This is a genomic window from Hominimerdicola alba (genome assembly GCF_900109655.1).
GTDB classification, from domain to species: Bacteria; Bacillota; Clostridia; order Oscillospirales; family Ruminococcaceae; genus Hominimerdicola; species Hominimerdicola alba_B.
This window is the reverse complement of the sequence record NZ_FOAT01000022.1, coordinates 13,798-39,515: the sequence shown is the minus strand read 5'-3', so window position 1 is coordinate 39,515 and position 25,718 is coordinate 13,798. Positions and strand designations below refer to the sequence as shown.

The following is a 25,718-nucleotide window of genomic DNA, read 5'->3' as shown; positions in this document are numbered from 1 at the left end:
TGTTTTAGTCCTCTGATGAATATTGATAAACTAATATTGAGCCGCCAACGACAACAGATTCAAGCGGGTTTTAGTCCTCTGATGAATATTGATAAACTAATATAAGTGGATAAATGTATCTATTTATCGACCTGTGTATTGCGGGTCGATATTTTTTCTAAATTTGACTATACTATTTTACAGTGATATAAAGAAAGGATGGGATACCATGAAAAGTAAAAAGGTAGTTTCAGGACTGCTTTCAGCCTTAATGCTGAGCACAAATTTAATGGTCAACATAGCATATGCAGATGTTTCAGAAACAAAACAGTGGGGAGACAATGCAAGTTATGTCATTGATTATGATACTGCAACCGTTACTATAACAGGAAAAGGCAAGCTTAAAAACACCGATACAGCAGGAAATTACGATTCGCCATTTAAAGGTGATACTTTTATTGAAAAAGTCGTTATCGGTGAGGGTATAACTTCCATTTGCAATAATGCTTTTAACGGCTGTGCAAATCTAAAGGAAGTGGATCTTCCCGAGAGTCTTGAATTTATAGGTAAAACCGCATTTACCGGAACAGAACTGTACAACAGCCAGATAAAGGAAAATTCCAACGAATTGATAATGGTAGATAACTGGATAGTTGATTATTCAAAGAAAGGCGAAGATGTTTCTGAATTGATCATTCCGGATGGATGCGTTGGAATAGGTACAGAATCTTTTAAGAAGTTGATAGTAAATTATAGTCTTGTTTACAGACTTAAAAATACAGAAAAAATAGTTTTTCCGAACACTCTAAGATATATCAACTATGGTGCTTTTAGTGAAGCAGAGATGAAACTTAAAAGTTTGGAGCTGCCTACTGAGAATGATTTGTATATAGACAGCTACGCATTTAGTAATGCTTTTAGCGATAATATTACTGATACTGTAAATGAATTAGATATCGATATACCCAGAAATGTAAAAGGGATCGGTGCATTTGCTTTTAGTGGCAATAAGAGATTATATGACGTTACTTTGAATGATGGGCTCATTACATTATCAAATAATGCTTTTGATGGATGCACTTTATCAGATCCTGTTGTTATTCCTGACACCCTTGAAAGACTAGGAGCTAAAGTATTCATAAATACTCCTTTTGAAAAAGAATTTGATTCATCAACAGAAAAGGCTCTTTACCTTGGTAACTGGCTATATAAAATCAACGGTAATAATCCATCTTATATAGATATTCGCGAAGGAACGCTTGGTATAGCTGATTCGCCTGGTATACCTGTTACAGCTGAGTTTAAGCTTCCGTCTACGCTGAAATACATTGGTTCATCTGCGTTTGCAGGACAAAAAAAGAAAGAGATAGTTCTCCCTAAAAGTCTTGAAGCTATCTACTCAAATGCCTTTGAAAAGGCTGAACTAAAAACTGTAAATTTCCCCAAAAGTTTAAAATATATAGGATCAAAAGCATTTCTGGGATGTCGTGGTCTGACTAAAGTAGTGATTCCTGAAAATGTTGAATTTATAGGTGATGGTGCATTTTCAGGTTTGATTGATACTAACAACGGAACTTCTGTTGTTGTATACTCCAAAGATTGCATTATTGAACAGATAGAGTATGTAAATGTATACGCAATTAATTATGCGTTGGATTTTAATTATATTATAGGTTATAAAGGAAGCACTGCAGAAGCATATTCAGATAAATATGCGCAGATTTCTCATCCATATATGCAGAACGACGTATATTGGAGAGTGTTTAAACCGCTTATTATCGGAGACGTAAATGCAGATGGTATAATAAATATAACTGACATTACTAAAGTTGCCGCGCACGTCAAGGGTAAAAAACTTCTCGATGAAAATGCTCAGAAATTTGCCGATGTAAATAATGACGGAAAAATCAATATTTCTGATATAACTAAAATCGCAGCGCACGTTAAGGGGAAAAAGCTACTGAGCTAAATATAAGGCACTCGAATTTTACGACAGTTTACACATATAATACGTAAATTGCAGGTATAGGAGTATTAAAAGAGATAAGGTCGCAGTGTATGTGAATTGTCCTCAAAAAGTTATATATACTTTAAAAGAAAAACAATGCAAGAGACCAAGAAGAAAAACTTGGTCTCATTTTTTGGTGCTTTAGCGTAAATACCCCCCAGTACTAACGTGGGAGATAAAAAAGCTTTACTAGGTAATGTTTTCTTCAAGGTTGATTTGTTCCAAGTCTGAAAAAAACATAGTATTAGGTCATGTGGTTTTGTAGTAGGATATCCATTAACTTGTTGTGTGATAATTGACATATTTAATCAACTTACATCTTGAAATTTGTAATTAATTGTGATATAATATAAATAATACAACAAGGAGGTTCAAAAATGGCTAATGTAATTGCTATTATATGGGATTTTGATAAAACACTTATAAGTGAATATATGCAGACTCCGATATTTGAAGAAAATCAGATAGATGCAGATACGTTCTGGAGCGAAGTAAATGCGTTTCCTAAAGAAATGAAAGATAAACATATCCGTGTAAACACTGATACTTGTTATTTGAACTTCCTGATTAAGTATGCAAAGGATGGTCGCTTTAAAGGACTTAATAACTCAAAGCTTAGAGAATATGGTAAAAAGCTTAAATTCTACAATGGCATCCCAGAAATTTTTGAAAAAACGAAAGCCATCGTTGAAGATAATCCCAAGTATAAAGAATATGATATAAAAGTTGAACATTATATAGTAAGTACTGGAACTGCTGAAACGATTCGGGGATCATTGGTCTCAGAATATGTTGAAGATATATGGGGATGTGAACTGCTTGAAGAAGATACAGCTGAAGGTGAGAAAATAATAAGTGAGGTAATATATGCGCTGGATAACACTTCAAAAACAAGGGCTCTCTTTGAAATAAATAAGGGTGTTGGTAAAAGAGACGGTGTTGAAGTTAATAGTAAACTTCCAGAGGAATATCGCAGAGTGAAATTTGAAAATATGATTTATATTGCTGACGGTCCTAGTGATATTCCTGCTTTTTCTCTAGTTAACAAAGGAAATGGTTCAACTTTTGCAATTTATCCAAAAGGAGATATGAAGGCTTTTAATCAAGTTGAAAAGATGAGAAAAGATGGAAGAATTAATATGTATGCAGAGGCAGATTATTCGGAAGATACAACTGCATACATGTGGATATGCAATAAAGTAAAAGAGTATGCTGAAAGAATCTATTCATCAGAAAAATCTAAACTAGAACGTAATACTTCTTCAGCTCCGTCCCATATTACTTAATACATTTATTAATGCTTAATTATATATTACTACGATAAAGGAGCGTACTATTATGAGTGAAATAATCTGTCCACACTGTAATAAAGCTTTTACTATTGATGAAAGTGATTATGCCAAACTTATTGCTCAAGTAAGAACTAAAGAATTCGATAAAGAGATTCATGAAAAAATACAAGCAGAATCAGATAAACAGAAAGCTTCTTTTGAACTAGCTGAACAGCGTATCAAGACGAAGCATCAGGCTGATATTGCTGAAAAAGATAAGCTGATTGAAAGCCTTAATTCGCAAATTGATAAATCAGAGACAGAAAAGGAACTCGCGATATCAAATGCAGTAACTGAAAAGGAAACTGAAATTTCTGAGTTGAAGTCACAGATAAAAAGCGCTGAATCAGAGAAAGAAATTGCTGTAAACCAGGCCATTAAGATCAAGGATGAAGAGATTAACAAGAAAAACGAAGAGATAGCAAAACTTAAAGCTGAAATTGAGAATAAAACTACAGAAAAAGATCTTGCAGTAACACAGGCGATTACGGAAAAGAATTCCGAGATATCTGATTTAAAAACGCAGATAAAAACTGCTGAATCCGAAAAGGAAATAGCTGTCAGTCAGGCAGTAAAGGATAAGGATGATGAACTCAATAAAAAAGACAGAGAGATCCTGGAACTGAGATCGCAGATCAGCAATAAGGAGACTGAAAAACAGCTGGCTATATCGCAGGTAGAACAGAAAAAGGATAGTGAGATAGCAAGCAAAAACGCTGAGATACAGACATTGAATTCCACTATTGAGCTGAAAGAAAACGAACGAAAAATCAGTGAACAGACTTTAAAAAACAATTATGAAGAACAACTTAAAATGAAAGATGAGCAAATTGAAAAGTATAAAGATTTCAAACAGCGTCTTTCCACCAAAATGGTCGGTGAAACTCTTGAACAGCATTGCAGTATTCAATTTAATCAGTACAGAATGACAGCGTTTCCAAATGCTTATTTTGAAAAAGATAATGATGCGTCATCAGGAAGTAAGGGCGATTTTATATATAGGGATTATTCTGATGACGGAACAGAATATATTTCAATTATGTTTGAAATGAAAAATGAAGCGGATATTACTACAACGAAACATAAGAATGAGCACTTCTTCAAGGAACTGGATAAGGATAGAAATGAGAAAAAATGTGAGTACGCAGTTCTTGTTTCAATGCTAGAATCAGACAGTGAGTTATACAATAGCGGTATCGTTGATGTGTCATATAAATTTCCGAAGATGTACGTTATAAGACCACAGTTTTTTATTCCGCTTATTTCATTCCTGAGAAACGCTGCATTAAAATCCCTTGAGTATAAAAAACAACTGCTGATGATTCAGCATCAACAGGCAGATCTCACGACATTTGAGAATAATCTTGAAACTTTTAAGAACAGTTTTCTGTACACCTATGAAAATGCTAAAAAGAAGCATCAGGAAGCTATTGATGGTATCGATAAGGCGATCGCTCAGCTTACTAAGATCAAGGAAGCTTTGCAGACTTCAGATAAGCACCTTAATGCTGCTAATAATAAACTTGAATCGGAATTAACTATTAAACGCCTTACTAAAGATGCAGATTCTGTATATGATAAGTTGATAGAAATTCGAGAAGAAAAATAATTATTCGATCAATCATATTGATTAAAAGTGCTCCCCGAGATGTTTGGACAGCTTGGGGAGCATATTTTTGGGATAGCTTAATTTGGTGTTTGGTTAGAGTTTTGAAAATTAGCATTAATCAGCATTTTTAGATAATCAGAAAGCGCTCGATCTTCACAATATACAAAACAACCTTTTTGACCTCTAGTCATTAGTGTTCTGTAAGTATTACGTATGATCATGTCACATTTAGGATTATTTGGACGTAGTCCTCTAAGACTAAAATCTGATTTTGCTCGCTGTGTTGAATCAGTGCAAACTTTTCCTTCTTTGAATACAAGATCTTTACCAATAATAACTCCAACATAGTCGAATTCAAGTCCCTGAGCTGTATGAATACATCCTACCTGATCAAAGGAATAAGGATCAATGGCCCATGTTTTAGTCGACTTAAAATTCCATTGTGCTTTGAACTTTTCCTGATTCAAGATGATATCATATGAATCAGGATCATTTTGACTCTTCCAATCATAGCAGTATCCAGCTACCAAACGTGCGGCGTTTCGTTTGGCATTTATTTTTCTAAGACTCTCTCTCATTTCAGATGGATCATCAAACACTCTGAAATCATAATGGTCTTCAAACGCATAATGTGATGCTTGTCCATCCAAAGATAAGAAGCTGTCAAGAAATGAAATGAACCCATCACTTCCATTACAGCGAAATTGAGATTTCAGATTGATAGACTCATCATGATATACAATGCTATGATGCTTATAAGCAATCTGTTTGATATCTGATATAGAGCCCTTATCTGCAGAAGTAACAATTTGGTTTTCATCAATAAAGAAAACATTAATACGTGAAGCCTGTATGATTTCCTCAATCTGATTCCCGCCTTTTCGACCAAAAATAAACGCACCTTCGCCAAGTCTATGAGCCTCATCAACTATAAGACAATCAAAAGTATTTGGTTTACAATTGGTATATGACACAGAACTGCGCATAAGATTACCAACAAAACCTTTTCCGTAGTTGTTTTGAATCAGCTTTTCTTTGTAAACTTCTCGTGGTGCACTGTTTTTGGTAACATATTGTGCATTAAGCCCTCGTTTTACAAGTTCTGCAAGTAGCTGGATCGCAATAACGCTTTTGCCTGTACCTGGACCGCCTTCAATTATGATAGTGAACTTGCGGTCTTTAGTCATTCCAAGTCTTATTATTTCAAGGATAGTTTCATACGCCATCTTCTGCTCATCAAGCATCAAGTATTCTTCATTTCCCTCAATAAGACTAACCAGAGCATCCTGTAATGATTTAGTAGGACGTATTCTGCCGTTGTCGATCTCATAAAGAATATCCTTCTTTGATGGTTTGGTAACATAAGATTGAATAAACTCTCTAAGCTTATCTTCATCTGATTTGATGTATACAGGTGCAGCATCTAAAACATCACGATAATGATCATTATCAATTTCATGACGGTGTATTGTTTCGTAGTTATGAAGATATGCACAAGGATGAAAAAAGATATGTTGTTCCTGTGCCGTCTCACTATAACTTTCTATAGTTTTGGCATATGAATAAGCCTGATAAGAAGGATGTGGAACGTCTCTTTCCATTCCACCCGTATAGGTCTTAACAATATGATTACGATGTGTTCTTTGAGCTTTTTGCCATTGCTTTAATTCAACGATTATTACGTTTTCTTTCCCATCAGCGTTTTCTCCCGCAATAATAAAATCCACACGAAGAGCGGTTTGAGGAATGCAATACTCTATTGCAATCTGTACATCGTCAGAAATGGATGGTGTATCGAGTACTCTTTGCATATATACTAAAGAATTCTTCCAGGATAGGTATTCTCGTTCATTTTCATGTTTAAGACCGTGTTTCCAAAAGAGGGTGTCGATTCGTCTTGCAATCTGATCAGATATTACTTCTTCAGAAAACTTTTGTTTTGTACCGCTGTATATTAACATTTTTGCCTCCAATTAAAGCTCTGTATATTTAGCACTGCTTCCATATGCCTTATCAAGAGGATATTTCTGAGCATTTCTGGATATTTTGTCGTTGACGATCTGGTTCAAATCCAGTCCGCAGCAGTCAGCCATCAATACACAATAATTAATGACATCTGCCAACTCTTCTTTAATTTTGTCCAACTTTCCATCAGCGGAGATGTCAGTAGCTGACCATTGGAAAACCTCAAGCAGTTCAGATGCTTCAAGACTAATTGAAATTGCCAGATCTTTCGGATTATGAAACTGCGCCCAATTACGATCATCTCTGAAATCTAAGATTCTTCTAATTGTTTGTAAAGACAACACATATTTTTCTTCTTTTCCGGTCATGATATTACTCCTTTTTATCTCCATATAATCTGTAAGCAGTCTGAAGTTGAAGCTTTAGCTCTTTGTTTTCTTTCTTTAGTTTCTCGCACTGTTTCTTATACGAATTATTGCTTTCTTTACGCAATTGGTTAATCTCAGCTTCTAATTGCTTGATTTTTATTTTGAGTGCGTTAATTATTACACTTTGGCTTTCTTGCGTTTGTTGAGTTTCAGAATCACTCCGGTGCAGACGAATCAAAGTTGAAATAGCTTTATTTTTATATAAATAAGATTTTGAGGCTCCGGTTCGTTTAGAGACCGAATAGAAAGTGATTTTCTCATTAGCTGCAGCCATCTGGTTAATACATCTCAATATTTCATCTTGCCTTGCAAGTGATTTACGTTTTACTTCTTTTATCATGGCATCAGTTCGATCACTCATGTTTCTCTGCCTCCAGTTTTTTTAAGATTCTTATAAGATCCTCTTTTAATTGCTCGTTTTTTTCAAGAATACGATCAAATCCATGTAGTTTTGCTATGGCTATATTGTTTTCTGCTTCATTGAGTTGATGCTCATATAAGGATATACATGATATGGATGGTCTAAACATTTGGCATGAATAACAACGATTAGCATGATCACATATCCCGGTAGAAACTTTTTTAGCACAGCGTCCATTAGATAAAGGAATGAGTGACGGTTCAGGAATTGGTTCGATTCCATCGTAATCTGTTTTTCCAATATGCTGTATCATCATTTCGTTTTCTTCGGTTATGGGCTTTAAGTACTCCTGCATAGTTTTTTCATGGATTTTGACGTAATGATTCAGAACACCCATTTTACGTTGTCCCATCATCATTCGAATTACATCCATGCTTATACCATCATTTGCAAAGCGTGTTGCAACTGTGCCTCGGAAAGTATGCCCTTTAATTCTTAAAGGTGTTCCTTCATCACGACGAAGATCATTGTTTTTTGCCATGACATTCATATGATGTGAGAATGTTTCTGAAGAGATCGGTTTATCTACGTCGATAGCAAAAATATAAGTACAATTCTCGCCAAATTCATTTCTGCTGTCTTCAATTGCAGATTCAATTATTTCTCCAACCATATCAGATACCGGTATTGTATTATATCGATGCGCTTTTGGCATATAATACGTAAAAATATATTCATTATTATCATTTTTGCCTAAGCAGTATTCGCCGTTAGGGTTAATTGGCGATGAGCAAATATCAGAAACACGCATTCCGCAATTTTCAAGAATAAAGAATATACGTGCAATTTGAATCGGAAGATCATTAATATGAGTATTCATCTGTTTTAATTCAAATTCAGAAAAGCACTTTGGCATCTTGTGAACTACTCTTCGATAGTCATCATTTTGAATTAGTGGCTTTGTTGGAAAATGTTCAAGATCAAGCATGTTACCAATAAGTAGGAAAGTTCGCAAAACACTTATCCGTCGATTGTAAGTTGTTGTTACGAAGTTTTTTTTGTCAATAAAGGCAAAGTATTCTTCTATGATAGGACGTGTCAATTCGTCAAGATGATTGATTTCTGAATGCTCCGCTTCCAAAAAAGCAGAGAACAAATTAAGTCCTTTTATATCATCCAAAACGGCTGATATCGTTCGGCTTTGAATTCTGTAATAGCAATACTCCTTAGCTGCCTTAACGAGCCAGCCTTGCGAAATATTCCGAAAACTTACCGTATATCGGCTGCGACATACTGAGGTAGAAAAAGGAATGCCTAGATTTCTGATATCCCATGCATCCTTCTCATACTCTGATCTTGTGTCCGGATAGGCAACAGAATGAATATATTTATAGTATCTAATAAAATAGGAAATATGGTGCGAAGGATAATTATAATGGAGCCATTCCATATCACCTCCAATATGATGAACGGAAGTTAAAGTTAATTTATAACCTTCATCAGAGAGAAATTCAATATAAAGTGAATAGATATCTTCGTAAGCAAATTGTGTAACCGAGAATATTTGCTCTTCGTTGTGATTATTTATGAATTTTGACCACGGCTTTGCAAAGCATTCAATATATTCTTGCACTGTTCCCGGTGCAGAATGTAAATCTAGTATAAGATGTTGAATAAAGCCACGTACTTCATTATCAACATATGGATTATTAAACGGATAGAGAGCTGGGATCCTATTCCGTTTTACGGGATTTCTTTTTGAGGCACGATCTGGAAAAATATCCTTGTTTTTACTATCAATTGTATCTTCTAGGATAAAGTCTTTCAGCTCAAATAGAAAACGTGGTGTATAGATGGATTTAGTATTTCTTTGAGATTGTATGCTCATTTTGGATCACTATCCTCTTCTAATTTAGAGATTATTTGAATCAGTCTATCTCTTATCACTTTACTGCTTTCCAATTGCGGAAGCCAGCCATTCTTTTGACATTGAATTATATATTGATTTATTCTATTCAAATGATTTTTATGATCGTTCAAGTGTTTTTTTGATGTTCGATAATCTGGGCATGTCAAACATGAATTGTAGTGTAAACATTTTCCTAGTTTGATTGGTCTGCAACAAAGTCCGTCAGGAAGTATTTGAGCACGAAGATTTGCACGCATATATTCAACATATTCTACATCAGCTTCTCGATCAAAATACTGTTCGGAATCATGGGTCTTTATAAAGTTTTCCATCTTGTGTATCTTAACTCTATCTATATATTCTACGTATGCTAATGTCATTTCTGGACTAGCATGATGAAGCTGTTCTTGAATAAATGTGAATGGGATATCTTGTTCACGCATTCTTACCGCCATCAGATGACGAAATGCATGTGCGGTAAAGTGATAGGGGCTTCCGTCGGGATTTAAAACGTTCTTTTCTCGTAAAGCTTCCCTCATATGATTGTAGAAATATGTTGCCGACATTGCAATTCCTTTTTTTCTGGAAGGGAAAAGGAAATTTTCTTCTTTACGACTTATTCTATACTCCTCTATCATATCATAGAGAGATTCTGGTATGACATTACATACATCTTTTTTCATCTTTAAAGAATAATAATGAACAAAAGACCCTGCCTCAGTTCTTTCTGTACAGTTAGTTTTAATGTTACAAGCTTCAGATAATCTCATTCCGGTGCAGTATATCAATAGGAAGCATATGACAATCCTTTTATCTTCTATACTGCCCAAAGCATAAAAAATCTGTTTCACAACGGAATGGTCAACTGATGTTGTTTTGTGATGAAATTCTCCTATTCTGGCAAGATCCTTGTATTGTTTCATTGGATTATCGGCTAAATAATCATGAAGCAGAAGATAGTCTATGAAATGAAAGAGTGTGATTAATCGTGAAGCCAAAGTCTCTTTTTTTCTATATCGATTCAAAAGGATCGAAACTAATGATTTTGAAGATTCGTTATCCCATTCATCAATAGGTCTTTCTATAAAATTGAGAACATTTTTCAATGTGCTGTTTTTACCCATAATGGTGTTTAAGGAATTATCTGTGTTTCGTAAACAGTATTCTATATATCTTTTTAAAAGAAAACGGTTTCTGTCGTTATTAACACCTGAAAAGCATAATCTACGGAATCTTCTTGCGTAGTCACGCTCCATGGATAGATTAAACCATTCGATTTCCCAAGTGTCTAACATAAATAGATTATCTATATGCTCGATATATTCACAATACCGTGAAAAAGAATATAGAAAAGCCTTTGCCCTGCCGAGACGTTTTTCTGCTTTTAGACGAGTGGTGGCATTTTGCAAAAATTCATTGTAATTGAAATTGTATAGATAAGGATATTTTTCGCGAATTTGAAGAATTCCGCGGATCCTATATGAATAAAATGTGTTAGGATTTATTTTTTTTGAATCCATACAATGGTAAAGATACTCGACTATTTTTCTTCGTAACAAAATATCTTCGATAAAATGTAAATCTATTGATGCGCTTTTACATACCTCAGAATGTTTAGGATCAGAAAAATAATCGAAAAAGGTTTTATCATTAGCTGAAAAAGTAAATTCCAGAATGTCTAGACATCCTGTGTATATTGCTTTTTCAATTGCTATAATTTTGCTTTTTGAGCTCATCGGCGGTACCTTTCAGTTTTTCAGAGCTTTTATCAAGAAAAGATCTCATTTTTTCCTTTTTTAGTTCATCACTGTATGTAGCATAAATCTGTGTGGAGGATAAATTCTTATGTCGCAAATATGCCTGAATATCTACCATCTGCCAACCTGCTTCAAGTTTTTCAGTTGCAAAACCGTGTCGTAACATATGAGGGTGTACTTTAAATCCAACCTTCTTTGAAAGTCTTGCGAAGAGTTTTTCAACGTTGGCTGCTTGCAGAGGTTTTCCTTCATTTGATCCATGTAAGGTCAAAAATAGATAATCGGAATCATAATTAGATATGTCGTATGTTAGATAATCTATAATCAAATCTATAACATAGCTAGGTAGTTTAATTAATCCGCCTGCATAATTCTTAACCCTGGCGTTATTTTCTGGATTTATTCGAGGAACAATTTTGACTATACCATCTTCGAGATTATCAAGATCGCAGAGATGAGTACCTATTGTCTCACTTAATCGTTCCCCTCCTTCAAACATAAACGCAAGAAGGAGTTGGTCTCTGCGGCAACTACATACACTGAGTAGTTCATTATATTGCTTTCTTGTGAGCGCATTTACCGGAGCGTATTCTACAGGGCGTTTCAATATGGATCTTTTGTTTTCGACATTATGCTTAAACATTTCATATAGAAAACCCTTAAAATATTTATTTGTTCTTTGACTACGGTATAAGTTGAATTCGTCTATTTCATTATTGCGATGGAGATACTCATAGAATTCCAGTACAGTGCTAACGATAAGATTAACAGTATTATTTGAGCGCTTAGCGTTTTCTTTCTCAAAGTGAAACTGCTGTCGTGAGGTATCCGGATACTGAAGCCAAAACAAGAAATTAGATAAGATATCTATTGGCTTGTTTTTCTTGTTATTAAAAAGCTCAAATATATCAAGATTATTTTCTGTAGCATATTGGTAAAAAAGTTTTAAGTGATAAGCATAGCTTCTAAGAGTATTTGGTGATTTGCCAGTTGAATCTAAAAAACGAAGATAACGATATACTTCATCAATAATTTGGAAATTATCATCAAGCAGTAGATATCTAAAACCATTTTCTGTTTTTATTTTCTGTACTTTCATTTATTCATCTCCCAATAAGGCGGGTTATTATTTATCTGGACTATTGAGACGAAAAACCACACATAACTGCACATTAACGTCAAGTACACAGTGTTCAGCGTTGAATCGCCGCATGGATTGTATCGCTTTATCGAGAGGGTGTCAAGGCTGAAATGCACGCAAGCGGCCTTGACACCCTCTCGATAAAGCGATGAGAGTAACCATGCGATTCAAAGCAGAAAAATGTGTTTAAGCATTTATAAATACCTAGAGTACTTATCATGATATTAGTCCAGATAATAACTGCAATAACATGAAATTTATGCGGAGCATTAATTGCCCCGCATAATAAGAATTGTTATCTGTAAAGACATCCCTTCAAGTAATCACGCAGATGTTTATCAGTGCAATAAATATAACATCCCTTCATACCACGAGTCAGTAAAGTACGATAAGTATTTTTGATTATTTCATCAGCACGTGCAAGTGCATCTTCAGGTCTTTCTTTATAGAGCTTTTTTATACCTTTTAGGGACTGATCGGTTTTTGCTCGCTTAGTGAAATCGGTAACGATATGTCCATTTTCATAACGTAAATCATCTCCAATAATAACACCAACATAGTCAAACTCCAGTCCTTGTGAAGTATGAATACATCCTACTTCATTTATCGAACTGTCATCTATAGCGAATATTGATTTTCCAAGATTCCAGCTCATAGAAAAGTCACCGATACAAATATCGTGAAACTCTGTATTATTCTCTTCCTTTTTATTCCAATCCCAGCAATATCCAGCAAGAAGACGGGAGCGATGATTCTCATTATTCTTTTCTTCGATCAAACGTCTGAGTTCATTCGGATCATCAATGATCTGAATGTCATATTCCATATCTGAAGCACTGAAGTTAGCTGTTTCTCGAATTTCAAGGATATTATCGATCCATGCTAAATATCCATCAGATCCGTTGCAACGGAATTGTGACATCAGTTCCATGAAAGCAATCTCTGAGCCTTCTTCCTTTGACCACTTGATGATTTCATCTATACTGCCAATATCGCTCATAGTTACGCGCTGACTCTCATCGATAAAGAACACGCTGCAGAAAGATGCATGGATAATTTCTTTGATCTGGTTTTCACCTTTATTTTGAAACATGCCGGACTTCGCATTCAGTCGATGAGCCTCATCCACTAAAATTGTATGAACCATGTTTTCTCCGGCTTCTGTATAGATACCGGAGCCCTTGAACATATTGTCTACGCTGCTTTTTTTCACATGTCCTTTAAGTTTGCTTTGATATACTGTACGTGGAGCTGAATTCTTCGATACATACTGTACAAACTGACCTCTTTGAGTCAATTCCACCAGAAGATTGATAGCTATTACGCTTTTGCCGGTACCTGGACCACCTTTGACGATCACAGTCCGCTTTTTCTTAGATTTCAGACTATCTTCTGCAAGTTCGATGATGGATTCATAAACAACCTTTTGCTCATCTATCATTATGAATTCGCGATTGCCCTTAAGCATACTCGCTATTGAGTTTTGAAGACTCTTGGATGGACGAATTTTACCATGATCAATTGAATACAGGATCTCTTTTTTGTCACCTGTAACGATTGATTTTTTTATGAAATCACGCATTTCCTTTACATGACCATATGCAAAAATCGGTGCTTCATCGATATAAATCTGGTATCTTGTTGCTCGAATTGGATCATTTGTTCCTTCTTTGTAGTTATGAAGATACGCACAAGGGAAAATTCTTATATTACCATCTTGAACGGATTGATTATAATCTCTGATCAGTGCTGCATAAGACCACACCTGATATGAAGGATGCACAACACGACGCAAACCGCCTCCGGTATATGTTTCTACAAGCGCATCAGGACCATCTATCTCAGTTATTTGATCCCATTGTTTTAATTCAATAATGACGGCATTTGGTTTTTCTGAATTATCATATCCAGTAATAATGAAGTCAACACGCTTAGATGTTTGGGGAATATTATATTCAATAGCTATGCCGGCATCATTCGGAATAGATGTATCAGAAAGAACTTTGAACATATGCTGCATGGAGTTTTCCCATGATCGAAACTCTGCTTCACCGGTTTTTTTACCCATTTTTTCTAGGATTCTTTGTTCGACCTCATATGCGATGGTGTCATTTATTACACTTTCAAGGAATTCAGTTTTGGTTCCGTCATAGACAATCATGTAAGTGCCTCCTAATTTTTTGAATATCGTTTCCCTTGACACCCTAAGATATGATGTGGTATACTATCTATATAGCTTAATGAGCAGAAAGGGAGGAAAAATATTATGATGAACATTGATGCGTACTTTGAAGCATTGCGACTCTGCCTCGTTGATGTCTTTGGAAAAGACACTTTTACTGAAGATGAAATGACAAAGGAGTTTTATGTAGACCTTAAAATTCGTTGCGGGAGTTTCTTCGAGACCGAATACAATGCGGCGGTTAATATGGATATGTTCTGGTCCGAACAGCTTAAAGATTATCTTATGACTCCGAAAGTCCCAAATCAACAGGCGATCGATTGGAAGGAAATCCAGAAATGTTTGGAACTTGTCTTTGGAAAATCACAATTTACGCAACAAGAGTTGGAAAATCATGAATTCTGGGATGAATTCAGAGATCATTCAGCCGATTTGTTTTTGACTGAAGACAAGGTATTTCTTAGAAATTTCTTTTATTCGGACGCTCTTAAAAAATGGCTGATGAGTACAAAATGAATAATATGTGTATAGTATACCACATTATCAACTAAATTGCAATACGGACTTGTCGATTTTAAAGAAATATATTTTCCTAATGTGGTAATTATTCTTTTTGCTTTATTCGACTTTAAAACGGTTGAGCTTGAGCAGATTTAATATACATTATAGAGGCGAAAATATTGCAGGTATATACAACGACACCGAGCGTATGCATTTTAAGCAGTCCCTCGACGAATACTGCTTCCGTTTCAATTTTCGAAACTATGGTACGAGTTTTTGAAAGTTTTTTTGCGGAAGTTTGGAGTATTTCTATTTTGGGTTTTCTGGTAATGAGTGAAAGGGATAGTACGAAAGAAAAATGACCTCAGACAGATTGGAGCGTGCTGCTCCTGTTTCTTCTCTGAGGTCATTTTTTATGCAATTATTCAGCGGGAGATTTTATTGGCTGGAATATCAAGGAATTTCTCCGTGTCAAGTATGTTTTGTTTTGTTGTATTTTGGGGATGTTTACTGTAATCATACTTTGTTTTGAGCAACTTCATTATCTTTTTGATATCCTCGCTTCCAAGGTCTGCATATGGTCTTATAAACGGATGTAGTTTTGCGAGCTTGTGAACGTGGGCGCTGCCGGTGGATTGCTCTTTGTAGGCGATCACCTGCTCGAAATCTGCAGGTTCCCAGCCTCTAGTTAGTTCAAAACCAACCCATCTGTGATGCTCAAGTTCGGCAAGCTGGTTCAGTTTGTTGTGGATAGCATCATTAGTTTCTACTAGCAACTCTGCTGAGTTATATGCGTGAAAATCTATATATTCTTCTTTCCTTGCAAAGTGAACACCGGCCGCAAACATACGGTAGCACAGACCTATTGCAGCTAGCAGACAGCTGTCGGAATAGTAAGAAAAGCTGTAATAGTCATTCTCAGCCTTTCTATCGTCGCTTTGCGAATAACATTTGTGCATTTGAAGTGCAACATGCTCAAGGAGAGGCTCTTCTGCAAGCCGATGATATGTGTAGAGGTCTCCCGAACCGAAGGCGAAAAGGTCATAACTACTGTAATATGTGTTGCCCGCCCTTTGACCGGAAAGGGTTAAATGGGCTGCCAGATACGAATTTCTGGGTTCTTTACATTTGACGCCTATAAATGGAGCACGCTCGAACGTCATATCGCTTCGCAGCAGCCACGTCCTGAGTTCCATCGCGAATCTTATGCTCCTCATATCATCATCGAGGTCAACAACAAAATAGTTGGCTTTACTGAGCGCTTGGAATAGCTTATCATCAGTATCAGACTCTTTTTTGCCATAAATTATAGAAGGAAAATTTTCCTCATCGATATTGCATTTTATAAAATAGTGGCCAATTGTTTCAATATTGCATTCATTGTAAAGTCCGGGACACTCTTGTCTAAGGCGTTTTTCTAAGTGTTCTGCCTCAGAACCGATTAGTGTGATATTCACTTTGGTATCTTTTCCTAGATAGGCACAGGCTATGCTTTCTTTTAATATATGGTAATTGGTCTCGCTACTTCCAAATAGAACGGCATTTATATCCTTCTCGTGTCGGGGTTCTGTTATTAGCGGCAGAAAGAGTGGAGCGTCACATAGTAGTTTATGAGCGCTGTCCCGAGCCTCATCGAGGATATGCACTTTGAAATATATATTTCCCATATCACTGATACTTGCATCTATTAGAGCGGAGGCAACCTCGAAGCGTGAACCTACAAAAATATCTATGCTGTCGATCAAGTTATTCTTCTGTTCCTCTGGCAAATCGAGGGCTGTATTGAAGAGTTCGTCAAGCAGTTCTAAACATTCATTAAGATTTCGATTTTCATCAGAACTCATAAACAAGAAGATAATTCTACTGCCGTATGAAATCTGCTTTTCGGGAAATTTAATATCAATGAGTTGTTTGGCTTCTGAAATGTATTGAACATTGCTAAGTGAATCTGTCTTGACAGTGGCATAGAGATTCCATTTATCTTTGGGAAGAGTTGATATGAAATTGCGGGCGTATTTGCTCAGAGAATTAGTAAAGCAACAGGGAGCATTTTTTTCGTATATAAATGTTGGCATCACGCGGAAGCGATTGCGCTCCTCGCTGCTCATTTCTTGTCTGGCCTTCTCGTGCCCCATACTTGCAGCCTTAGAGAGGTCATTTTCAGCGTTCGACGGATCGAGCTTGCTGCGGAGATAGAGAGCCTTTCTAACTTCAACATTTGAACGATATTGCCTACTTGATATGATGTCAGACAGCTTTTCGATTATGTCATCTTTTATTATTTCATTAACCGGCTGCTGATTTATAGATAGCTCTGCTACCTCGAACACAGCCTTAACATATGTGCATTTAAAGGCGTGTCTAAGGTAGGTGTAAGCTTTCAAAGGTGTTTTTTCCTTATATTCTTCATAAAGAAGAAATTGAGCCTCGGATTGGCAGCTATCCAGCTTGACGGCTTTTTTCAGCAGGGTAATGCCACTGTTGTAACATTCTTCATTAAACGCCTCCGTAGTAACGTTCTTGCTTATATTTGGAAGCTCAATTGTTAGGAGTTCATTCAACATTTCTCTGTTGGCTTGGATGATGTCCTTGCATTTTTCAGAGTGGCGCACTAGGCAAGCACCGAGTAAGCGGAGCGCTGTAGCTTGATCATTTTTTGACGAATTTTTGCCGTGTGCCGCGAGCCATGCGGCAGCCTCCGTGTATCCCGATTCATATGCTCCATTGGTGTAAGAATAGAGTGCATCTTGAAGCTTGACATAGTTACCCTGCATCAGATGTGGAGTCCACACATATTTCATACCGATGTCATTGAGTAGATAGACCCTGCGATATTTCTCGTTTCTGTCACCGAATTTTATTGAATAAAGTCCAAGCATTGCACATATGAAGATATTGGCAATTGCTTTTGAAACATCATCATGTTTGCCGCTTTCAATCAGGCTGTTAAATGCCATATATGCTTCATTGCAAACGGCGGCTGGCGCAATGACATCATTAATTAATTCGCGTAGCAGGTCATTCAACTCTGGCTGTTTGAAATTGGCGTTTTTGAGCATATCAATAAAATGAGTCTGTATAGTGTTTATAAATCTAAATTCAGATTTTCTCTCATTTGTAGAAAATATGTTAAATAATTCCTTGCTGATCTTATTGCTCTTTGTACTTTTCAGCAGGAACTCTTGATAGTCTTTATCTGTAATATATTTTTTTTCATTATTGATTCTGGCATCCAGCTCATCAATTATCTGATTGGGTAATAGGAATTTTACCAATGATTTTTTAGATTTTTTGGAATGTGGAGTAGAAAAACTGACAAGTGCAGACTCAGACTTTGATTCGGTAAAAAGTGTAATGTAAATATCATTTATACAAAAGCTGATAAGCCCTTTTGTTCTTTTTTGGAATATGTTAGGTTGCTCAGGTTTAATTGATGGAAAACGTGATGCAGGATACTCATCTATTGGTTTTAATATTTCTAGCATAAACTCACCTCTTAGACTTTATTGTACACTATTGCCACAGTATTGTCAATAATAAAATGCTAAGTTATTACGATGCGAGTTTGAAAAGATGTGGCTTGCAATGTGAGTTGATTTGATATTATAGGAACTGATTATCGATAATAAAAAAGGGAATTTGATTTAAATAAGGTTAACAAATGATGAAAATCTTTGTTTATATCTTGACTCTCGTTTGGGATTGTGTTATAATGTGATCAATGGATGAAAAAAGTTTTTTTAAACATCCAATATCACTACATAAATGGACGTTTAAAATGGTTGTAAGGACTCCCCGCCACTGATTTGTGTTCTTTATAATTTGCGGACTTATATAGTCTGTGGTGGTTAAGCATATGGCCATGAAAACTAATGTTTATAGTCCATAAAGCGCAGATACACAATTTGTGCAAAATTATAGGAAAGAGGTATAATTATGAGCATTCAGAAAACAATCGTTTCGCTGGCTTTGGGAACTACGATGTTCGCTTCGGGGTTTGGTGTCACAGCATCTGATTCGGGATGCGGTATCTTCTCTGCATTCTCAATCACTGCTTCGGCAGCTGATAACGGTACAGGGGTATACAAAGTGAACACCGCCTCCGGTTTGAATATCAGATCCGGTCCTGGAACAGGCTACTCAAAACTTGGAGCAGCTACTAACGGCACACAGTTCACAGTTACCAAAACACAGAATGGATGGGGTTACGGAACCATCAAATGCACTAACGGTAGCAAAACAGGATGGGCATGTTTGCAGTACTGTACTAAGACAGGAAATTCTGATAATGAAAGATCCGTAAATTATAAGGTGAAGATTACTACCAAAGCTGGTCTTAACATGAGATCGCAGTCAAATACTGAATCCTCGAAAATGGGTGCAATCCCGTATAACACCACTGTAACTATAACCAAGGAGTGCAACGGCTTCGGATATACAAACTATAGTGGTAAAAATGGTTGGATCTGTCTGCAGTATACTGCCAAAATAAGCGGGAACGATAACCCTCAGCCTGGTACAGTTGTAGAGTATCCTCTTAGAGGAGCAAGATGCTCTTGGCGCGGCTTCAACAATTCTACTTGGTCCTGGAGTGAAAATAGGTACGGCAGCGGTCACACAACAGAACGCGTTTACCATCTTGGTCTCGATCTTACTTCTACCAACAGCAGTGTTTATGCTTGCGCGGCAGGTACGGTAGTCGCTTGCTCCAGTTCTGCAAGCGGAGCAAATGGCAGGTATGTTATCATCAAGCACAACATAGGCGGGAAAACAGTTTACTCCTTCTACGCGCATCTTTCTTCAGTTAATGTTAAAAATGGACAGTCTGTAAATACAAACACGAAGATAGGAGTAGTTGGAGGATCCGGTTATGGCAAAAATTCCTACTATGGCACTCATCTGCATTTTGCAATAATGGACACGCTGTGGACAAACGGTGCGTACTATGGTTACTCCACAAAATTCAGCGGCAATGCCAAATATTACGGTGGAGTAACATACTACAATCCTAAATTTGTAGTCGAAAACGATAGATTACCATAAATTCACAAGAAGCAGTTGAATACAGATGGCAATACGTCGTCTATACAACTCGTTTCAAAACCCCATATCCCGTCACGGATGTGGGGTGAATTTTTATTTCTCAAAAACACAATAACGATCAAAAAATGTAATAATCCAAGTATATACACCCCTACTCCGGTGGTGTATCGCATACTTTTTCAGATTCATGGCAGCAAACTTAAGCCTGACCCATTTGTTTGCCTGGGACAAGCCTCTGAAATATGTAAATCGCATCGAGTGTTTTTCTTTTGCGTCTGCAAACACTCGCTCGATCGTTTCTTTTTGTTTGTCATACAGCGCCTTCATACCATTGGTGTGACGTATATCTTGTGGAATATGTCAGGCTGCTCAGGTTTAATGGAAGGAAAGCGTGATGCATGATATGCATTATATGCATTTATAATTTCGTTTTTTATATCATAAACTCACATCTTAGACTTTATTGTACACACAGTATTGTCAATATTATAATGCTGAGCTATAATACTATAATTTGAAGAGTGTTTGTCGTTAAACGGATGCGTTTGAAAACGAATCTGTAAAAAAATAATAATAAATTGATATATTTGATTAACAATGATTGAACTTTTGCGATTATGCATTGACTTTAGAATGCGATTACTTTATAATGTACTCAACGGATGAAAAATAGTTTTTTTAAGGGGTTGTGTCTTATGAAGTACCTTTTATTCTGTGCAATAATTAACGAACTGCCGAATAATTATGACATCTGTAACAATGGAATTGTCTCAGCAGGAGCAATAGTAGAAAACTTTTTGAGGTACATTCTTCAAGAGCAAAAAACTGCTCCGGATAAGCTGATCATCTTTTGGCGGACTTATGATATCTCCGCGTCTAATGCTGCAAATGCAAATCTCTTAACAAGAATGCAATTTTGGAAAAAAGAGAAATCTTTCCATACAGACTGTTTTAATTGCATAGAGGAGATCGAGCAGATCAGCGCAAGTGCAGGTATCAAACAGCCTGAAGTCGAAATTGTTAATATCTCAGACAACGAGAAAGATGACCGGAAATTATTCAGCGAAGTCCGTCGAATTTTGGGTGAAAGCGGTGTCCCGAAGGAAGATATCTTCGTCACAGTTGCAGATACATCAACATCTGGTTTGGATGTTTTAGATATGACCATGTTGCGTCTTGAGTTTGATGGGTACACAGTCGAAAAGCTGCACATTGATCCTGAAAAAGGAATTGCAGATCATTCCGAAACCTCACTCAATCTTGAACTGTATAAAGCAATCTGTAAATTCAAGGATACGGGAATAACGGATACATTTAACAAACTCAGCGAAAAGATAAGCAATAAGCTTTTGGCGGAGCTCTTGGAGCAGCTTGATCATTTTTCCGGGAACCTTAATTTGTGTCAGACAGAAGATCTTGAACCTACTCTCGATAAGATATATAACATTCTTGATTCACTTGAACATGATGCAGATGCAGCAGATAACATCGAGGGGTTAGTATGTGATAATTTGAGATCTGTATTCGGAGATTCCAAACCGCAGCTTCTTTCGATGGTGTATATCAAATGCTGTCTCAGCTGGAAATGGACCACGCAAAGCCTTGTTCTGTTTACCGAAGTGCTTCCGAAGGAGCTGGTCAGGAATAAAATAGTTCAGTGCGATTTTTCAAGTTTCACAAATGCAACGCTGGCATCTGAGGTTGAACTGTTCTATACGCGCATGACCAGGGATATGTATATTCCCAAAGAAAAGGAACTTAAAAGTTTACTTGTAAATTTTCTGAAAGGTGAAACGGGAAATGACAGCAAAAACCTGTATATTGAGGATTTCATAGTTCTTATCAAGTGGTTTGAAAAGGGTATGGAAGAAAAAGGTCTTACAATACCGTTTGAAGGGATCGATATCCTCTATTCATTTCCCGAAAAGAACGATGGCGTGCGCCAGCTGACAGAGTTCATCTACCATAATTGTTCTTCACTGACAATGGACAAGTTCAGAGAAAAGCTCTCAAATTCTATGGATTCGATACGCTATTTCTTCAAAGATTCTCTGATGTATGATAAAGAAAACACTATAAGCCAGAAGATAATGGGCATAAAATATCTGTATCCCGAACATATGAGGAGAAACCTGGACGGATTCAGGCTGAATATTGACTACAGCAAATTTTCATTTTTCAAGCGATTCCTGGCATTTTTCCTTTATCTCAAACTGGTCAGGAACAGGGTGTGTCATGCGATTCCGCTGCAAACGCTGGATGATGACTTGAACGAGGATCATAAGGAAAGATTGAAATGTTTTGGAGTAGATACCGGCACCGTGACATACGAGAGTTTGTCACGGAACATTACCAATGCTTTGAGTTGTCTCAAAGAGTGTCTCCTCAGCAATGTTCCACGAACGATACATAAATACTATGTCTCAGTTCCGGCTCCCGATGAAGTTGATGATATAGAAAACGATATAGATAGTCATCTCAGATCACTGTTTGAAAATGTGCCTAGCTTTGATACAGTCAGAATTTTTGTCATAAAAGATAAAAAAAGGGAAGGTATTCTTGAAAAAGCATTGATCGCCAAGATAGATGAATATGCTATATGCAATGACTTTTTCTGCGACATTGAGAATATCAGTGACTCTGACGAACCGTCGGAGTTTATCAGTAACCTGCTCTCGACCGTAGAACCCGGTGACAAGATCGGTGCTGACACTACTTATATGAATAATATCAAGATGTATGGTATGATCATGTTCTTTAATGCTGTGATCGAGAAAAAAGCAGAAATCGGGAAAGTAATATGCAAAGATTACTGTCTCACCGATCTTATAAATTCTCAATTCGGGGCATAAGGCTTGTAAGCTGTGCTTAGATATTGGCTTTTGATTTCTATATATTTCAAAGTAAAAAGCTGGGAAAGTTTTATTTTTCGGCTTTCTTACTTATTCCATTTGCTTTGGAGAAAAAGTGATGTTTGATGTTAAGGCTTTCATCCCCTTATCGACGATGTTGCAGAAAAAATTTGAAATGGGCGAGTAGTCAATTGTAAAGTTATCAAGATACTTGTCAGAGAGGATCTATGATAACTATTGAAAATGGTATCTTTTTATGCTATAATTAGCATATGGAATAGTAACGGTTATCTGGGTTATTGAGATGGTAAATAACGCATAACAGCACGTTTACTTTAAGCACAGGATATTCAGCGCAGAATTACCGCGAGAATTGTATCGCTTTATCTAGAGTAACCATATGATTTAAAGCAGAAATCTTTGTTTATGCATAAATAAATACCTGAATTTTTTATCGTGAAATTAGTCAAGATAATTACAATTATGAGGAGATGATTATTTGAATATTAGTGATAATATTCGATGGATAACCAGCGATTTTACTTTATGGAAGTTTTACACTAACAGATCATATCGAGCTAAGATACAGTGTGCTGATTTAAAGCGAATATACAATGTTCCAGGTAAGGCGGGTGTTGTATACAACTGTTTGGAAGATTCATTCGAGAAGGTTGGCGAAAATGGCTATGTCGTAACTGGCATATTAGGAGAAATGTGGCCAATTGGCGAGAAGGCTGTAAAGAAATACAACGTTGATCCGAAGAACATCACTGCTGAGCCTATGGAAGTTGATACGGTTGAACTTGACACAGTATATGCAGCCATTAGGATACCGAGCGCTACACAGTTCACGCTTGAAGTTGATTATGGAGAGAAAGCAGTTCTTAGAGGAAATCGTCCAGGTATTGGTCATGGAGATGGAGACTATATTCTTATAGCAACAAAAATAGTAGATGGTGAGTACGTCACTGACTTTAATGATAGCGGACGTATCATAAATGGATCTATATTTGACAAGCTTTACAAAAAATATGAGCCCTAGTCTTCATTTTTACCTGAATTGAAATCAATAGCTTTGATATATTTATATAGTTAAAAGGATTTTAGCCTTCTAGTTATGAGATAGTTGATTATTAATGTTGTTATTATTCTTTTCATCGTGTTCGGCTTTAAAATGGTCGTGGTCGTATCGGACAAGGCGTATACTTTTAGAGTTTGACTATTTTTTTCTACACAAAATTGTAGAGTTTTTTGATTAGGTCGGAGATGACATCGAATATGACACTAAAGACTGTGAAGTAGTTTCGGCTGATTAGGATGAAAAAAGTAAAATGTAGCGTCTCGATTTATTTTATGAATTCATGGAGGTAACCGATGAAAAAGTTATTTATATCATATAGCCATGATGATGTTGCAAAAGTAAAAAGGTTTGCATTGCTTCTTTCGCTTCATGGCTTCGATTTATGGCTGGATGAGAAAAACATTTCTAACGGAGATTATTATACAACAAAAATACTTAATGGTATTCACGAATCAGATGCTTACCTTTTGTTTTTATCAAATAGTTCGATCAAATCCCCATGGGTCAATGCTGAGATTGATTTTGCCTTACGAGAAAAAATTGAAAGAAATCGCCTTACTATTATACCTGTTCTTCTTGAAGATGTTGATATACCAGTTCCTATATCAAATATAGACTATCTCGATGCTAGATTCTCAATGCAGAAAGCTGTATCTGAATTTGCTGAGATGTTTCAGAAAAAAGAACAACAGATCAATGATTTAACTGTATCAAGTATTTCATTTACTATTTCAGAAGATACGTCTGTTGAAATAGGACCATTTGTTGAATCAATAACATCATCAGACCTTAAAGAGGATCGAGAGCATATTTTGCAGGACCTTAGAAAAAAAGCATATGGAATATTGATGAATTTCGTTTTAATTGATGATTTTGATTTTTCTTCTGATACGCCCAAGTTTGCAAATGGATTATATGAGGAAAAAATCATAAAAAAGTCAGGCAGTACAGATGGAAGCATTTGCGAAAATATTACAGTGGAAACAGTGGTTTTTTGCCCAGATATGAAAAAAGTTAATCGGCTGCTTAATGATCGTATCAAAGTGCTAAGTATTAGTTCAATTTGTTTTGGTTTTTCACTTCCCGTTAAAGACGGTGAATCCATATTAGAGAAAGGAAAACATTGCGTACAAAAATTACAAGATAAATACACCATTTTATCATATGATAACGTTGAAGGAGCAAAAATCGAATTACCTGAAGATCTTTACTTGTGTTTAGCTATTTCGGAAGATATAATAAAAGTCAAATTGAGCACTAAGTATAGATGGCAATTTGAACAAAAATTCAAAGATTTTTCAGTGTTTGAGTTTATTCGTGAGCTATTGTCTTAAGCCTTATATATCTTCACCGAATGATGTGAAAGAAAACGATCTTAAAATGCTTACAAATGCAGTCGAATTGCAAAAATAGAATAACAATTACGTGATTACCATCATTGTTTTATATGCGCAATGCATAAGATGTAGTGTGTGAAGCGACGAGTGTAATTTTATATCTTAACGATCGAGTACAAATATTCTGTACTATATAAGAACGAACTTTTACAGACAGTGTATATGCAGACACCA

16 protein-coding genes and 1 pseudogene are annotated in these 25,718 nt (G+C 36.2%); 8 read left to right on the top strand and 9 right to left on the bottom strand.

Annotation, left to right across the window (positions count from 1 at the left end; all coding sequences use genetic code 11):
* Positions 1-208 precede the first annotated feature (208 nt).
* The 3 genes from BMY75_RS15960 (at position 209) to BMY75_RS15950 (ending at position 4,927) form a co-directional block, all read left to right on the top strand.
* Positions 209-1,948, top strand: coding sequence for a leucine-rich repeat protein (locus BMY75_RS15960; RefSeq protein WP_074835855.1), 1,740 nt, complete (start codon positions 209-211; stop codon positions 1,946-1,948).
* A 416-nt stretch (positions 1,949-2,364) separates the two neighbouring features.
* Complete coding sequence (locus tag BMY75_RS15955; RefSeq protein WP_074835852.1) at positions 2,365-3,273, top strand: HAD family hydrolase; 909 nt, start codon at positions 2,365-2,367, stop codon at positions 3,271-3,273.
* A gap of 52 nt (positions 3,274-3,325) precedes the next feature.
* Positions 3,326-4,927 (top strand): DUF2130 domain-containing protein, encoded by a 1,602-nt coding sequence (locus tag BMY75_RS15950; protein WP_074835849.1) that lies wholly within the window; start codon positions 3,326-3,328, stop codon positions 4,925-4,927.
* 77 nt (positions 4,928-5,004) lie between these two features.
* Here the strand turns inward: BMY75_RS15950 and BMY75_RS15945 are convergent, their stop codons facing one another.
* From BMY75_RS15945 to BMY75_RS15915, 7 genes are all read right to left on the bottom strand, one after another.
* Positions 5,005-6,888, bottom strand: a complete 1,884-nt coding sequence (locus BMY75_RS15945; protein ID WP_074835847.1) for a DUF2075 domain-containing protein — start codon at positions 6,886-6,888, stop codon at positions 5,005-5,007.
* Positions 6,889-6,900: 12 nt separating this feature from the next.
* Positions 6,901-7,260: a nucleotide pyrophosphohydrolase gene (locus BMY75_RS15940; RefSeq protein ID WP_347500211.1), complete on the bottom strand. Its 360-nt coding sequence runs from the start codon at positions 7,258-7,260 to the stop codon at positions 6,901-6,903.
* A 4-nt stretch (positions 7,261-7,264) separates the two neighbouring features.
* Complete coding sequence (locus BMY75_RS15935) at positions 7,265-7,681, bottom strand: DUF6262 family protein (protein ID WP_074835845.1); 417 nt, start codon at positions 7,679-7,681, stop codon at positions 7,265-7,267.
* Positions 7,674-9,569 (bottom strand): tyrosine-type recombinase/integrase, encoded by a 1,896-nt coding sequence (locus BMY75_RS15930; RefSeq protein ID WP_074835844.1) that lies wholly within the window; start codon positions 9,567-9,569, stop codon positions 7,674-7,676. The genes BMY75_RS15935 and BMY75_RS15930 overlap by 8 nt, the downstream gene beginning before the upstream one ends.
* Positions 9,566-11,326, bottom strand: a complete 1,761-nt coding sequence (locus BMY75_RS15925; RefSeq protein ID WP_074835842.1) for a tyrosine-type recombinase/integrase — start codon at positions 11,324-11,326, stop codon at positions 9,566-9,568. The genes BMY75_RS15930 and BMY75_RS15925 overlap by 4 nt, the downstream gene beginning before the upstream one ends.
* A complete protein-coding gene (locus BMY75_RS15920) occupies positions 11,295-12,446 on the bottom strand; it encodes a tyrosine-type recombinase/integrase (protein WP_074835839.1) in 1,152 nt (383 codons plus the stop codon). The genes BMY75_RS15925 and BMY75_RS15920 overlap by 32 nt, the downstream gene beginning before the upstream one ends.
* 337 nt (positions 12,447-12,783) lie before the next feature.
* Positions 12,784-14,649 (bottom strand): DUF2075 domain-containing protein, encoded by a 1,866-nt coding sequence (locus BMY75_RS15915; protein ID WP_074835836.1) that lies wholly within the window; start codon positions 14,647-14,649, stop codon positions 12,784-12,786.
* Between the two features lie 105 nt (positions 14,650-14,754).
* On the opposite strand from BMY75_RS15915, the gene BMY75_RS15910 reads away from it, so the two are divergent.
* The gene (locus tag BMY75_RS15910; protein WP_074835833.1) at positions 14,755-15,186 is read left to right on the top strand and encodes a hypothetical protein; all 432 of its coding nucleotides are present in this window, start codon (positions 14,755-14,757) and stop codon (positions 15,184-15,186) included.
* Between the two features lie 410 nt (positions 15,187-15,596).
* On the opposite strand, the gene BMY75_RS15905 is transcribed toward BMY75_RS15910, so the two are convergent.
* The gene (locus tag BMY75_RS15905) at positions 15,597-18,656 is read right to left on the bottom strand and encodes a hypothetical protein (RefSeq protein WP_074835830.1); all 3,060 of its coding nucleotides are present in this window, start codon (positions 18,654-18,656) and stop codon (positions 15,597-15,599) included.
* A 451-nt stretch (positions 18,657-19,107) separates the two neighbouring features.
* Between BMY75_RS15905 and BMY75_RS15900 the strand changes: the two genes are divergently transcribed.
* Positions 19,108-20,214: an SH3 domain-containing protein gene (locus tag BMY75_RS15900; protein WP_074835827.1), complete on the top strand. Its 1,107-nt coding sequence runs from the start codon at positions 19,108-19,110 to the stop codon at positions 20,212-20,214.
* Between the two features lie 93 nt (positions 20,215-20,307).
* On the opposite strand, the pseudogene BMY75_RS15895 reads toward BMY75_RS15900, so the two are convergent.
* A pseudogene (locus tag BMY75_RS15895) lies at positions 20,308-20,562 on the bottom strand (transposase); the annotation flags it as partial.
* Between the two features lie 560 nt (positions 20,563-21,122).
* Here BMY75_RS15895 and BMY75_RS15890 point away from each other — a divergent pair.
* The 3 genes from BMY75_RS15890 (at position 21,123) to BMY75_RS15880 (ending at position 25,481) form a co-directional block, all read left to right on the top strand.
* Complete coding sequence (locus tag BMY75_RS15890; protein ID WP_139199864.1) at positions 21,123-23,066, top strand: hypothetical protein; 1,944 nt, start codon at positions 21,123-21,125, stop codon at positions 23,064-23,066.
* A 499-nt stretch (positions 23,067-23,565) separates the two neighbouring features.
* Positions 23,566-24,108: a hypothetical protein gene (locus tag BMY75_RS15885; RefSeq protein WP_074835822.1), complete on the top strand. Its 543-nt coding sequence runs from the start codon at positions 23,566-23,568 to the stop codon at positions 24,106-24,108.
* A gap of 332 nt (positions 24,109-24,440) precedes the next feature.
* Positions 24,441-25,481, top strand: coding sequence for a toll/interleukin-1 receptor domain-containing protein (locus BMY75_RS15880; RefSeq protein ID WP_074835820.1), 1,041 nt, complete (start codon positions 24,441-24,443; stop codon positions 25,479-25,481).
* The last annotated feature ends 237 nt before the right edge of the window (positions 25,482-25,718 follow it).